General features: G+C 69.1%; 13 protein-coding genes and 1 tRNA gene. 7 read left to right on the top strand and 7 right to left on the bottom strand.

The window, feature by feature from the left end; genetic code table 11:
* On the bottom strand, nucleotides 1-624 hold the full coding sequence (locus tag ACE1OC_RS18830) for a metal ABC transporter ATP-binding protein (RefSeq protein WP_407837977.1): 624 nt from the start codon (nucleotides 622-624) through the stop codon (nucleotides 1-3).
* A gap of 258 nt (nucleotides 625-882) precedes the next feature.
* Here ACE1OC_RS18830 and ACE1OC_RS18825 point away from each other — a divergent pair, with 258 nt between their 5' ends.
* The 3 genes from ACE1OC_RS18825 (at nucleotide 883) to ACE1OC_RS18815 (ending at nucleotide 3,586) form a co-directional block, all read left to right on the top strand.
* The gene (locus ACE1OC_RS18825; RefSeq protein ID WP_407837976.1) at nucleotides 883-2,376 is read left to right on the top strand and encodes a vanadium-dependent haloperoxidase; all 1,494 of its coding nucleotides are present in this window, start codon (nucleotides 883-885) and stop codon (nucleotides 2,374-2,376) included.
* A 119-nt stretch (nucleotides 2,377-2,495) separates the two neighbouring features.
* Nucleotides 2,496-3,056, top strand: coding sequence for a DM13 domain-containing protein (locus tag ACE1OC_RS18820; RefSeq protein WP_407837975.1), 561 nt, complete (start codon nucleotides 2,496-2,498; stop codon nucleotides 3,054-3,056).
* 59 nt (nucleotides 3,057-3,115) lie between these two features.
* Nucleotides 3,116-3,586 (top strand): SRPBCC family protein, encoded by a 471-nt coding sequence (locus ACE1OC_RS18815; RefSeq protein WP_407837974.1) that lies wholly within the window; start codon nucleotides 3,116-3,118, stop codon nucleotides 3,584-3,586.
* A 228-nt stretch (nucleotides 3,587-3,814) separates the two neighbouring features.
* On the opposite strand, the gene ACE1OC_RS18810 is transcribed toward ACE1OC_RS18815, so the two are convergent.
* From ACE1OC_RS18810 to ACE1OC_RS18800, 3 genes are all read right to left on the bottom strand, one after another.
* A complete protein-coding gene (locus ACE1OC_RS18810) occupies nucleotides 3,815-4,996 on the bottom strand; it encodes a DNA sulfur modification protein DndB (protein WP_407837973.1) in 1,182 nt (393 codons plus the stop codon).
* Nucleotides 4,997-5,701: 705 nt separating this feature from the next.
* Complete coding sequence (locus ACE1OC_RS18805; protein ID WP_407837972.1) at nucleotides 5,702-6,400, bottom strand: HAD family hydrolase; 699 nt, start codon at nucleotides 6,398-6,400, stop codon at nucleotides 5,702-5,704.
* Nucleotides 6,390-7,256, bottom strand: a complete 867-nt coding sequence (locus ACE1OC_RS18800) for a GntR family transcriptional regulator (protein WP_407837971.1) — start codon at nucleotides 7,254-7,256, stop codon at nucleotides 6,390-6,392. Before ACE1OC_RS18800 ends, ACE1OC_RS18805 begins: the two co-directional genes overlap by 11 nt.
* A 440-nt stretch (nucleotides 7,257-7,696) precedes the next feature.
* On the opposite strand from ACE1OC_RS18800, the gene ACE1OC_RS18795 reads away from it, so the two are divergent.
* Genes ACE1OC_RS18795 through ACE1OC_RS18780 form a run of 4 tightly spaced genes read left to right on the top strand, consistent with a single transcriptional unit; the run spans nucleotide 7,697 to nucleotide 10,669 of the window.
* Nucleotides 7,697-7,873: a hypothetical protein gene (locus tag ACE1OC_RS18795; protein ID WP_407837970.1), complete on the top strand. Its 177-nt coding sequence runs from the start codon at nucleotides 7,697-7,699 to the stop codon at nucleotides 7,871-7,873.
* On the top strand, nucleotides 7,870-9,291 hold the full coding sequence (gene repSA, locus ACE1OC_RS18790) for a replication initiator protein RepSA (protein ID WP_407837969.1): 1,422 nt from the start codon (nucleotides 7,870-7,872) through the stop codon (nucleotides 9,289-9,291). Before ACE1OC_RS18795 ends, repSA begins: the two co-directional genes overlap by 4 nt.
* A complete protein-coding gene (locus ACE1OC_RS18785) occupies nucleotides 9,288-9,506 on the top strand; it encodes a helix-turn-helix domain-containing protein (RefSeq protein ID WP_407837968.1) in 219 nt (72 codons plus the stop codon). Before repSA ends, ACE1OC_RS18785 begins: the two co-directional genes overlap by 4 nt.
* Entirely contained in the window at nucleotides 9,503-10,669 is a 1,167-nt protein-coding gene (locus ACE1OC_RS18780; RefSeq protein WP_407837967.1) for a tyrosine-type recombinase/integrase, read from the top strand. Before ACE1OC_RS18785 ends, ACE1OC_RS18780 begins: the two co-directional genes overlap by 4 nt.
* 77 nt (nucleotides 10,670-10,746) lie before the next feature.
* Here the strand turns inward: ACE1OC_RS18780 and ACE1OC_RS18775 are convergent.
* The 3 genes from ACE1OC_RS18775 to ACE1OC_RS18765 all read right to left on the bottom strand — a co-directional run bounded on the left by ACE1OC_RS18775 (nucleotide 10,747) and on the right by ACE1OC_RS18765 (nucleotide 12,538).
* Nucleotides 10,747-10,820, bottom strand: a tRNA-Pro gene (locus ACE1OC_RS18775).
* A gap of 40 nt (nucleotides 10,821-10,860) precedes the next feature.
* Nucleotides 10,861-11,568 (bottom strand): Pr6Pr family membrane protein, encoded by a 708-nt coding sequence (locus tag ACE1OC_RS18770; protein WP_407837966.1) that lies wholly within the window; start codon nucleotides 11,566-11,568, stop codon nucleotides 10,861-10,863.
* Between the two features lie 31 nt (nucleotides 11,569-11,599).
* Nucleotides 11,600-12,538 carry a metallophosphoesterase gene (locus tag ACE1OC_RS18765; RefSeq protein ID WP_407837965.1) on the bottom strand — a complete coding sequence of 313 codons (939 nt, stop codon included), beginning with the start codon at nucleotides 12,536-12,538 and terminating at the stop codon, nucleotides 11,600-11,602.
* Nucleotides 12,539-12,571: the final 33 nt, after the last annotated feature.

Genomic DNA, 12,571 nt, shown 5'->3' with positions numbered 1-12,571 from the left:
TCACGCGACCTCCCTCAGCCGTCCGGCGGCCATCTCCAGGACCCGGTCGCAGCGTTCCGCGAGCGCCCGGTCGTGCGTGACGACGACCAGCGTCACCGGCAGCGCGGCCAGTACGTCGGCGGCCTCGTCCTGCCCGGCGAAGTCCAGGGCGGCGGTCGGCTCGTCGGCGAGCAGTACGCCGGCCCCGGCGGCCACGCAGCCGATCGCCCGGGCCAGGTACATCCGCTGCAACTGCCCGCCGGACAGGGTGTGCAGCGGCCTCCCGGTCAGCGGTCCCACCCCCAGCCGGTCGGCGGCCTCGGCGGCCGCGCGGGAGTCCCCGCTGCTGGCGAGGAGTTCGCCGCCCAGGAGCGGGAAGCGTCCGGCGGCGGGCTTCTGCGGGATCCACGCGCAGGCCCGTCGCCGCCAGGCCGGGTCGCCCGCACGGCCGCCGACCAGGATCTTCCCGCTCACCTGCGGGTGCAGTCCGAGGACGGCGCGCAGCAGGGTGGTCTTGCCCGACCCGTTGGTCCCGGTCAGCGCGACGCGCTCACCGGCCGCGATCTCGAGATCGACCCCGACCACGGCCTCGACCCGCCCGTGCCGGCACCCCACCCCCTCCATCCGCACGTCCAGCCCGCCCATCCCACGCCCCTCCGCTGTCACCGGCCGTCTCTCCGCATGGAGGTGGTCGGCCGGAAGGCCCCCGCGGTTCCGGCGATCGGCGATCTGCCGGCGGAGGGGGCGGATGCGGTGGGGGGTTCGCGCCGTCCAGCCGGGCGGGACCGGCCATTCCGTACGGGCGTTCCGCTTTCTACAAGCGCCCGGGCCGGCTCCGGGGCCATGATCGCGCCGCCACCTCCCGTGGTGATCAACACGGTTGTGATCAAAGGGAGTCGAGCCATGCCCGAGAACGCCCTCACCTCTCGCCGAACCCCTCGCCGAATCCTGCGCAGCGCCCTGCGCAGCTCCCCCCGCCGGGTCGCCCTCCGGCGCCGCGCCCTGGCGACCGCGGTCGTCCTGGCGGCGACCGGAACCGTCCTCGCCGCCGCCCCCCAGCAGGCCCGGGCCGCGCTGCCGGCGCAGTCGATAGCCGACCCGGTGCACTACTGGAACGACGTGCTGCAGAACGTCTTCCGCCGGGTCGGCGGCGGGCCCGTCCCGATGGCCCGCTCGGCCGCGATGATGAACGCCGCGATCTACGACGCGGAGTCCTCGTACCAGTTGAAGTGGAAGGGCAAGATCACCTCGGAGCCGTACATCAAGGCGGAGAACTACCTGGGCTGGGCCGAGGGCCCGGACGAGGAGGAGCGCGTCATCGGCCGGACGGCCTACAACATCCTCCTCGGCCTCTACGGCAACAAGCAGAGCCGCTACGCGGACCAGACGCAGTACCTCGACTCGCGCTTCCGCGAGCGATTCGGCACCGAGCCCACCGCCGGCGACTTCCTCGACCTCACCGTGGTCGGCCCGATGGTCAAGCAGATGACCGACGCCCGCACCGGCGACGGCTCCGACAACCCCCAGGTCTACGTGGGGGACAACAAGCCGGGCGCCTGGCGGCCGACGAGCTACCCGGACATGCCCGACGCCTCCTGCGACGAGGACAGCGACGCGATCAGCCCGTTCTACGGCCAGGTCAAGCCCTTCTCCCTGGCCTCCGGCTCCCAGTTCCGCCCCACCGCCCTGACCCAGTACGGCTCGTACGAGGCCCTGGTGGCGAGCGACGCGTACAAGCAGCAGGTCGAGGCGGTCCGCACGGCCGGCGCCGACAAGCCCACCGCGGCCACCCCGGTGATCAACCGGACCCCGGACCAGCTCGCCGCCGCCTGGTTCTGGGCCAACGACAACAACGGCACCTACAAGCCGCCGGGCCACATGCTCCAGGCCACCCGCGAGGTGGCCAAGGCCCGTGGCCTCGGGGTCTACGCCAACGCCCGCCTCTTCGCCCTCGTCTCCCTCGCCATGGCCGACACCGGGATCGCGGTCCGCGACGCCAAGTTCGCCACCCCCATCGATCTGTGGCGACCCGTCTCGGCGGTCCGCGAAGGCGGCCTCGACCCCCAGTGGAAGCCGCTGCTGAAGAGCCCGACGGGCGTCAACGTCAGCCCCTGCTTCCCCGCGTACGTCTCCGGCCACGCCTCCTTCGGCGGCGCCTGGGCCGGGGTCATGAAGCGCTACTTCGGCAGCGACAACATCTCCTTCGACCTCACCACCGACGAACCGCAGGCCCCGGTCAAGACCCGCCACTTCACCAGCTTCAGCGCGGCCGGCAGGGAGGACGCCGACAGCCGCATCTGGCTCGGCGTCCACTACCCGTGGGACGCCACGGACGGCCTCGCCCTCGGCGACAAGGTCGCGAACCAGGTCTTCACCACCAAGCTCCGCACCCTCTGAGCCCCTCCCGGCCGGATGCCGTAAGCCTTTCGTCATCCGGCCGGCCCTGGCCCCACCCCGCCCCCGCGCGTTGAATGCCCAAGACGGCCGAACGGCCGAACGCGAGGAAGGCCCGCCAAGTGACACAGACCCAGCCGCAGAAGCGGAACGTACGCAGGCTCCTGACCGTGCTGGCCCTCCCCGCGGCCCTCCTCCTGGGCCTGGGCCTGTACTGGTTCCAGCCGTGGAAGCTCTGGCAGAACGCAACGGTCCACGAGTCCCTCCCCACGGCGTCCTCCTCCTCGCCCACCCTCTCGCCCACCACTCAGGCGACCGCGCAGACCCTCCCCCAGACCCTCGCCCAGGGCACCCTCGTCAGCCACGAGCACACCACCACGGGGACCGCGAAGCTCATCCGGCTCCCGGACGGCTCCCACACGATCCGCCTGGAGAACCTGGACACCAGCAACGGCCCGGACCTGCGGGTCTGGCTGACGGACGCCCCGGTGAAGGAGGGCACGGCGGGCTGGCGGGTCTTCGACGACGGCAAGTACGTCAGCCTGGGCAAGCTCAAGGGCAACAAGGGCGACCAGAACTACGCGATCCCGGCCGGCGTGAACCCCTCCGCGTACACCAGCGTCACCATCTGGTGCGACCGCTTCGACGTCTCCTTCGGCGCGGCACCCCTCACGACCGCCTAACTGGCGACACCGCGCCCGCGGCCGGGCGGGAGCCACCCCCTCACGGGACAATGTCGCTCATGACGACCCCCGCGACCCCCGCGACGCCGATGGACACCGTCACGCTGGAGCGCCGCATCAAAGCCCGCCCCGAAACCGTCTTCGCCTTCTTCACCGACCGGGAGAAGTGGCTGTCCTGGATGGGCGCCGACGGCACGTTCTCCTTCGAGCCCGGCGGCTCGTACCGCACCCGGGTCACGGGGGAGGACGTCGCCTCCGGCCGCTTCCTGACGGTCGACCCGCCCGAGCGCCTCGTCTTCACCTGGGGCTGGGAACAGGGCGCCGTCGAGGCCGGCTCCACGAGGGTGGAGATCACCCTGGACCCCACCGACCAGGGCACCGTGCTCCACCTGATCCACAGCGGCCTGCCCACTGCGGCGGCATGCGAGTCCCACGCGGAGACCTGGCAGCACTACATCGACCGCCTGGCCCTCAGCTCCGAAGGCACCAACCCCGGCCCGGACCCCTGGCCCCACCAGCCCACGCCCTGACCCTTCCGAGCCCCCTCCAGAAACACAGAAAGGGCCTGACCCGCGATGCGGATCAAGCCCTTGACCTGGTCTTACGAAGTCGGGGTGGCGGGATTTGAACCCACGACCTCTTCGTCCCGAAGCAATCCGGGCCGACGGGCGAGCTGCCGACTCTACCGGGCTGACCTGCGATGGAGGCCCGTTACCGTCCGTGGACGTCCGTCAGCATTCGCGCCGGTTGTCACTCAGTTAGACACTCGCTTCCTCGGAGGGGTGGGGCATGAGCCCGCGGATGCGCTTGTAGTCATCGGAGGTGTGGTCGGTCAGGGCGACCAGGGTCCGGTGACCCAGATCCTTGACGCCGCCGGCGGAGGAGAAGTTGCCGGTTTCGGTGAGCTTGCCCGCGATGCCCGCCCAGCGCTGGGCCCCCTCCTCGGTGGACTTGTCCCAGAGAATGGTGTCCAGGCTGCGCATGAAGCTGTCGAGGGTGCCGGAATTCCGGGCCTCGTAGACGCCGATGCCGATGGCGGTCAGAACGACGGGCAGGCCTACCGCCGTCGAGTGGTTCAGGTGGGGCTGCAGCCGGACGAACACCTGGCGCCAGACCAGCGGGATGTCGTTCTGGTCGTGCTCCGGGATGTCGTCGGTGTAGGTCTTGTTGCCGAGCGCGAAGACCTTTCGTCCGGCCAGGCTGCCGACCACAGCGCGCCGGAGCGTGGTGATCGTCAGGACCGAGCCGCTCTTGGCGCTCACCTGGCGGGCGTCGAAGGAGACGAGCCCCACCAGGGCCGGTACCTCCTCCGCAAGCTTCTTGGCGATCTTCGTTGCGGGGTCGCGGCCGTCGGCAGCGATGGCCACCGCGGCGGACATCGGAACACCCAGCAGGTTCAGATCGTGGAACGCCTGCCCACCCCAGTCGATCGAACGTCCGTGATCGACCACGACAGCCATGGGGGAGTCGCCGGTCTCCGGGTGCTCGTTACGGACGGCGAGGCGAGCGAGGTACTGCGTCTCACCGTCGTCGTGGACGCCCTTCACGCCGGGCGGGACGTGCAGGTAGGTCTGCGCCCCAGCGTCCGCGCTCGCCTGGTAGACCCGGAGCTTGGATGTGAAGACCAGGCTCTGCGGGGGCGTCACGTGCGTCTCTCCCTTGACCATGCCCTGAGTGAGGTAGCGGCTGTAGGCGGGAACGTTGTCACGCTTGGCCTTGTTGCCCGAGAGCAGACGCTGAACCCTCTGCCGGACCTCGAAGGCCTCGCGGACTCGGTGATCAGCTGCCACGCGCTTCGGGTCCTCGGTGAGCGTCGGATCGACGACGAAGGCCTCCATCTGATTGAGCGACGGCTTGATCACCACACGGTTCTCGTCGATCACCAGGCAGGCCAGCGTCTGCCCCGGGAGCCCGGGCGGCAGGGTCGCGTAAGTCTCCATGAATCCCCTCCAGTTGAGAGCGGATCGGCAAGGGCGACCCGCGGCTTTAAGAGTTGCAGCCGCGGGCTCCTTCGGTCAAGCCCGCGGCTGTACTTTGATGAACCGCGGCTGATGTATCTGGTGGTGTGGTAAAGGGATTCGGTCGGTAGGAGCATGCAACTACCCTTGAGAACTTCCTGGTTATGCCCTCGAAGTGCGTGATCGGCAAGGTAGAGAGGCGGGAGGCGTCTTAACCGAGTCGGTCGTGCGCCTCCCGCAACGCGCCCCGCTGTCATCCCGTCTGCCGTCGTCCCACACGTAGTGGTAGCAGGGCAGTCGTCAGGGGCCCAGGTGGAGCGCCCCGCTGGACGAACGACCTGGGCCCCTGGCGGCTGGTCTGCTACGGCTTGCCCTGGGGCGACGGCAGGCGGGATGACAGCCCCCACCCTGAACCACAACGGAGCCGCGGCCGCACGACTGGCCCCCGCATCCCAGAGTCAGAGCGCCCCCGCCGGAGGCATCAGTCCTGACGGACAGCTCACCGATCAGGCAGGGCTGTCCAGCCCATCAAGTCCTTAGCCATTGGCGCGCGGCCGGCGCCCCGGGCTGGAGCGGGGCGCAGACAGGAGCGCAGGCCCGGGGTGACGGGCGCGCGACGCCGCCTTGGCGGCGGAAGCGCCCTTGATGAAGTAGAGAAACCTGTAACAGGTCTCCTCGGTCTGGGCGTTAGTCGCTCACGCCATCGAGCAGTGCGTCCGCGATGGCCTGCATGTCTTCCGTGATCGCTTCTGCTCCAAGGTCCGCGAACGCCTCCGGCTTGTGCGACTTGTTGGCGTAGCCGATGACCGTGGCTCCAGCAGCATGGGCCGCCTGGATGTCCGTCACGGCATCGCCGATCAGGACGCAGGCCGTCACGTCGACATGGAGCAACTCGGCGGCCATGAGCAGCGGGTGCGGGTTCGGCTTCATCAGGTGTGGCTGTTCGGCCGGCCGACCCACGATCTCCAACACGTACTCGCTCAGCCCATGTAGTTCCAGGAACGCCCTCACGCACTCGGCGGAGTTGTTGCTCACCACCGCCACGGGCCGCCCAGCCGACTTCGCGGCTTCGAGGGCCCCCCGGGACCCGGGTGTCGGCTGACCGGCCACCGCGACCGCGCGCACCTCAGCCGCGGTAAGTGCCTGCTCGACTTCCTGCCCGAGTGCCGAGTTCGCCTCGTATGAGATGCGGAGAACCTCGATGGGGTCGTCCGTCCCGGCCGCCTTGGCGCCGAGGGCTTCGTCCTTGGAGGCTACGAGCTGGGCCAGTTCCGCTGCCACTCGAGGAGCGGGGAGTCCGGCGAACACGTCGCAGACGGGTCCGTCGAAGTCGAAGAGCAGAACGCGGGCGCCTGCCAGAGTCGTGGCCAGGGCGTCAGTGCGCATCGAGATCGAAGTCCCTTCCGATGGTGTCCCACACGCTGTCGAACCACATACGGGCCTGCTGTACCTGCTGGGCTCCGCCCGACGATTCACCATCGTTGATGGAGTGGTGGAAGAGCGTGGTGTCCTTGCCGACCAGGTCGTAGATCTCGATGGTCTCGCCCTGGGCGACGACCTTGTTCGGCTTGATCGGGTAGTACCCGAAGAACGCGTCCTCGTTGTTGATCACGTACAGCTTGAAGAACTGCGTTCCGCTGTGGACGCGGACCTCGACCCGGGTGTCGGGGACCAGTCCAAGGTGCCCCAGCTCGGCGAAGGCGTCCCTGATGCTGCGGGTGTAGCTGAGCATGATGTCGTGCATGCGGTCGCGGAGCCGCTTGTCGTCCGCGCCGTCCTCCAAGCGCACCGGAGCGGCCTGCGGCACCGACATGTCGGGGACGAGTATCCGCATGGTGATGCTCGACGGGGTCAGCCTGCCGACGCGGATCTTGTCGAGCGGCTCTTGCAGCGCACCGTGCAGGGTCTCGCTGGAGAAGCCCGCGAAGTCGATGGTGACGTGGCTCTTGGCGAAGGCCTGCTCGACGTACGGGCGCAGCCCCGCCGGCCGTTCGGTCCGGTTGCGGACGTAGACCCCGCTGCCCTTGCGGGACACCACGAGCCCTTCGTCTTCGAGGTCACGAAGCGCGCGCTGGATGGTCGCCCGCGCGAAGCCGTACAGCTCGGTCAGTTCCTTGTGGGAAGGGAGCTTCTCCCCGGGCGCGAGCCTCCTGGTTCGGATGGCCGCGCCCAGGCTGCTCGCGACCTGCTCGTAGGGCGGGCGGTCGTCGTCTGGGTCCAGGGGCTCGGGAACGAAGGTCATGACTTGAGGGTATTGGCTACGCCACCCAGATAGCTAGTCAAGTCGGTCAGGCTGTTGACATGGCTAGCCACGCTCCCTAACTTAGAGATGTGAGCAACAAGGCTAGCCAAGTTGGTCACGTCCCCGGGTGAGCGGCGCCCTACCGCCAAGCAGATACGCCGCTCCCCTTCGTCCCTGCAAGAGGGAGCTTCCATCATGCCCGTGAAGCTGGTTGTTTCGCGTCCCGCTCCGTTATCCGCGCCGCTGTCCCGCAGGGATGACGCGGAGGTGATCCCGTCGCCGTGCATCGGCTGCGGCGCCGACATCAGGGGGTGGCACTACGTCCGAGTAGACGACTGCATGATCCTCACGCACGACGGCGACACCCTGTGCCCGCGCTTCCTGGCCTTCGACTGGACGACCGGTGCCCCGCTCTCCCACACCGTTGGGGCGGTGGCGTGATGGGGATCTTCAGCCGCAAGGACCGCGAGGACGACGTCAACGCCGACCTGGACGCGTACGAGGAAGCCAAGCGCCAGGCAGGCGAGTTCAGCCAGGCTCTGCACGGTCGCATCGTGGATGGCACCGCCACCTGCAAGGACTTGAAGATCTGGAACGCGGGCAGGCGGCGCCGGTGACCCACCTGCCTGTTTCCCCGGCCGCCGTTGCTGATGTGGCGGCGGCTGTGGGCACCGACCCTCTGACCCTCGCTGATCTCCTGCGCGTCGCCTCCGACCCGGGATTCGATCGCTGGCAGGATCAGATCCGCCGCACCGGTGGCTGCTCGGACCCGATCCACCTGTCCGGGCAGACCGTGACGCGGGATCGCCGGACCGGGGACGTCCTGTACTCCTACTCGACTGCTGCTGAGCCCGGTGGACGGTTGCGGATCGCATGCGGCAACCGGCGAGCCTCCCGCTGCCCTTCCTGCGCCTGGACGTACGCGGGAGATACCTACCACCTGATCCGGGCCGGGATCACGGGTGACGAGCGTAGGGACATCCCGGTGACCGTCCGTTCACACCCTCGGGTCTTCGCCACCCTGACAGCCCCGTCGTTCGGCCCGGTCCACAACCGCCCGTCCTCCGGTCGCTGCCGTTGCGGCGTCGCCCACGCCGAGACAGACGCGATGCTCGGTACGGCGCTGAACCCTGAGAGGTACGACTACGCGGGCGCGGTCCTGTGGAACAACTTCGCCGGGCAGCTCTGGCAGCGCTTCACGATCTACCTCCGCCGGGAGATCGCTGCTCGCTCCGGACTGTCACAGCGGGCCCTGGCCGACTGCTGCCGTGTCTCGTTCGGGAAGGTCGCCGAGTTCCAGAAGCGCGGCGCCGTCCACTTCCACATGGTCGTCCGCCTCGACGGACCGGACGGACCCGAGACCGCCCCGCCTTCGTGGGCCTCGGTCGCCCTGCTCGATGACGCGATCCGGGCCGCCGCCGGCCGAGTCGCCGTGAACGTCCCCGCCTCCGGAGACTTCGCCGCCCGCAGCCTCCGATGGGGGACGCAGATCGATGTCCAGCCGATCGGCGGGCTTGGGCATGAGGACCTGACCGAAGCCGCGGTTGCTTCGTACGTCGCGAAGTACGCGACCAAGGCCGCCGAGACCACCGGCACGTCCGACCGCCGGATCGGGGAACTCGCCGAGGTTGAGAAACTCCACCTGCCTGGCCACACGCGGCGCCTGATCGAAGCCTGCTGGGCACTCGACGCCGTTTACCCGGACCGGCTGCTCGCGCGCTGGTCGCACATGCTCGGCTTCCGAGGTCACTTCTCCACCAAGTCCCGCGCCTACTCCACCACCCTCGGGGCCCTCCGCCAGGTCCGCGCGGACTACCGCGCCGATCAAGAGCGCCGTGAACGCGGCCTGCCCGACCCGGACGACTCCCCGGAGGGCTCCACGCTCGTCCTCGCGCACTGGACCTATGCCGGACACGGACACACCCCCGGTGAATCCTGGCTCGCCGCGACGATCGCCAGCGGCATCCGTACGAACCGCGAGTCGGCCCGTGAAGCGCTCGCTGACCTGAACGACGACTTCGAGGGGGAGCGATGACCACGATGACCTTCCGCAGGTTCGACGCTGCGCCGGTCCTGTACCGCGTAGTCGATGCCGTCCAGGTGCTGGGGATCAGTCGGACCGTCATCTACGAACTGATCCGCACGGGCCGTCTGCGGACGGTCAAGGAAGGGCGTACGCGCCTGGTCCCGGCTTCCGCGATTGCCGACTACGTCGCGCTGTTGGAGCACGAAGCGGGAGGTCAGTCGTGACCAAGCGCAGAAGTCGAGGGGACGGCGGCCTCCACTGGGATGAGCGGCGGCAGCGCTGGATCGCCAGCGTGAGTCTCGGATTCGACCCGAGCGGCAAACGCATCGTGAAGCGTGGCAGCGGCCGGACGAAGACCGAAGCGAAGGCCAAGCTCAAGGAGGTGCTGCGAGATCACGAAGATGGGCTCGCCATCGCACCGACCAACTACACCGTGGCGGACGCCGTGAACGACTGGCTGTTGTACGGGTTGGCCGGCCGGGACCAAAACACCCTGGAAACCTGCACGTCCCTCGCTCGGAATCACGTGATTCCCGCCCTCGGCGCCCGCAAGCTCCGCGAGCTGAGTGGCGAGGACATCGACAAGTGGCTGATGCAGAAGGCTCAGTTGCTCAGTACGCGGACACTTCAGGCGGTCCACTCCTGCCTGAACCGCGCGGTGAAGCGGGCCATGGTCCGGGACAAGGTGAAGCGGAACATCGTGGAGCTGTGCGCCATTCCGACCGGTCAGCCCGGCCGGCCGTCGAAGGCGCTCACGCTGGCCCAGGCCGAGTCCGTACTCAGGTCAGCCGCGGGCACGTCCGCGCACGCCTACATCGTGCTCGCTCTGCTCACCGGCGCCCGGACAGAGGAGCTGCGGGCCCTCACCTGGGACCACGTCTTCCTGAAGGGAGACCCGGGTGCCATCCCGCCAGTACCTCCCCACATCGCCGTGTGGCGATCGGTCCGGACGGGTGGGGACACCAAGACGAAGAAGTCCCGGCGCACGATCGCGCTCCCGGCTCGCTGCATCGACGCGCTCTGGCAGCAGTTCGAAGATCAGGGCTGGGATCGGCTGGCAGCGGGGCAGGAGTGGCAGGAACACGGGCTCGTCTTCTCCTCGGCCGTGGGCACCGAGCTGGACTCCACCAACGTCCGGCGCGCCTTCAGGCAGGCCATCACCGGCACCGAAGGAGTCGATGCGGCCGAGTGGACGCCGAGGGAGCTGCGGCACAGCTTCGTGTCGCTGCTCTCCGACAGCGGGGTCCCGCTCGAAGAGATCTCGCGGCTGGTCGGGCACTCCGGTACGGCGGTCACGGAGGAGGTCTACCGGAAGCAGATCCGGCCGGTGATCCAGACGGGGGCCACGGCCATGGACGGCATCTTCGGGGCCGCGCAGAACCCGTAGTCACTCAGTTCGACACGCAGACAGAAACAGGTCAGGCACCTACTAGATTAGTAGGTGCCTGACCTGGTCTTACGAAGTCGGGGTGGCGGGATTTGAACCCACGACCTCTTCGTCCCGAACGAAGCGCGCTGCCAAGCTGCGCTACACCCCGATGTCCACCCTTGCAGCGCTTGCTGCCCTGGCGACATCGATTACTTTAGCGGACCCTCGGCCGGAGACGAAATCCGGTTTTCGCGCGGCGGGCGGTAGCGGTCCGCCGCGACCAGGGCCAGGCCGATGGCGTAGAAGGCGAGGCCCAGGACCGCCGCGTTCAGGGCGACCCTGGCGTAGCCGTACTGGGCGGCGTCGATGAAGGGGTACGTGTACCGGCTCGGGACGCCGGGGGAGAGCAGGGCGCCGCGGGTGAGGGCGAAGGCCACGTAGAGCAGGGGGTACGCCAGCCACTGTGCGGCGTAGCGCGGGCGCAGGGTGCGGGGGGCGGTCAGGAAGAGGAAGTCCAGGACCGCGCCGACGGGGGTGACCGTGTGGAGGAGCTGGTTGGAGACGGCCTTCGCCCCGGAGAGCTTGTCGAGGTCCTCGAGCACGTTGAAGGGGCTCGACGGGTTGGCCAGGACCAGGTGGAAGACCAGCCCGGTGATCAGGATGAAGAGGAGGACACCGCCCCGCCAGAAGGGGGCCACGTCCGGCTCGCGGCGGTGGACCCGGTAGGCGGAGAGCCCGAAGACGACCGCGACCAGGATGTTCGTCCAGATCGTGAAGAAGCTCAGGACGACGGGCACGCTGCCGTACACGCACTCGATGACCAGGCCGGTGACGGCCGCGGCCGCGATCAGCGCGCGGAAGGCGACGGTCGGGAGGCGGAGTGCGCCGGGTGCGGCAGGTGCGCCGGGTGTGATCATCCTGTCAACGTACCCGGCGCGACCGCCCGGATTAGGCCTTCGGGGTCAGTGTCAGCAGTGTCGCCTCGGGCGGGCACGCGAAGCGCACCGGGGTGAAGCGGTTGGTTCCGCAGCCCGCCGATACGTGGAGGTACGCGCGCTGCCCCTGCGCCTCGTGCGTCGAGAGGCCCTTCACCCGCTTGGTGTCCAGGTCGCAGTTGGTGACGAGCGCCCCGTAGAAGGGGATGCACAGCTGCCCGCCGTGCGTGTGGCCGGCCAGGATCAGCGGGTACCGGTCGGCGGTGAAGGATTCGAGGACGCGCAGGTACGGGGCGTGGACGACCGCCATCGAGAAGTCCGCGTCCGCCTCCGGCCCGCCCGCGACCTTCGCGTACCGGTCGCGCTTGATGTGCGGGTCGTCCAGGCCGGTGAAGGCCAGCTCCAGACCGTCGAGCTTGAGCCGGCCCCGGGTGTTGGTGAGGTTGAGCCAGCCGGCCGCGTCGAAGGCGTCGCGCATGCCCTCCCACGGGTTGTGGACGGCCCCGACGACCGGTGCGTTGCCGTTCAGCCCGTGCCGGCCCTGGGTCTTCTCGATCAGGTAGCGCCCGGGATTGCGCATCCGGGGCCCGTAGTAGTCGTTCGAGCCGAAGACGTACACGCCGGGGAAGTCCATCAAAGGGCCGAGCGCGTCGAGCACTTCCGGCACGCCCTCCGTGTCGGAGAGGTTGTCGCCCGTGTTCACCACGAGGTCGGGGCGCAGCCCGGCGAGCGACTGCAGCCAGGCGCGCTTCTTGCGCTGCCCGCCGACCATGTGGATGTCCGAGACCTGCAGGATGCGCAACGGGCGCATTCCTTGCGGGAGCACGGGGACCGTGACCCGGCGCAGGCGGAAGGACCGCGCTTCGAAACCGGCGGCATAGGCCAGACCGGCGGCCCCGGCCGCGGCGATGCCGGCGGTGACCTTCAGGGGTACTCCGTAACGCGCACGCATGCCCTCATGTTCGCAGACCCGGCAAGCACGCCG

The organism is Streptomyces stoeckheimensis, assembly GCF_045822005.1.
GTDB classification, from domain to species: domain Bacteria; phylum Actinomycetota; class Actinomycetes; order Streptomycetales; family Streptomycetaceae; genus Streptomyces; species Streptomyces stoeckheimensis.
The sequence above is the reverse complement of the archived record's forward strand: the minus strand, read 5'-3'. Positions and strand labels throughout refer to the sequence as shown.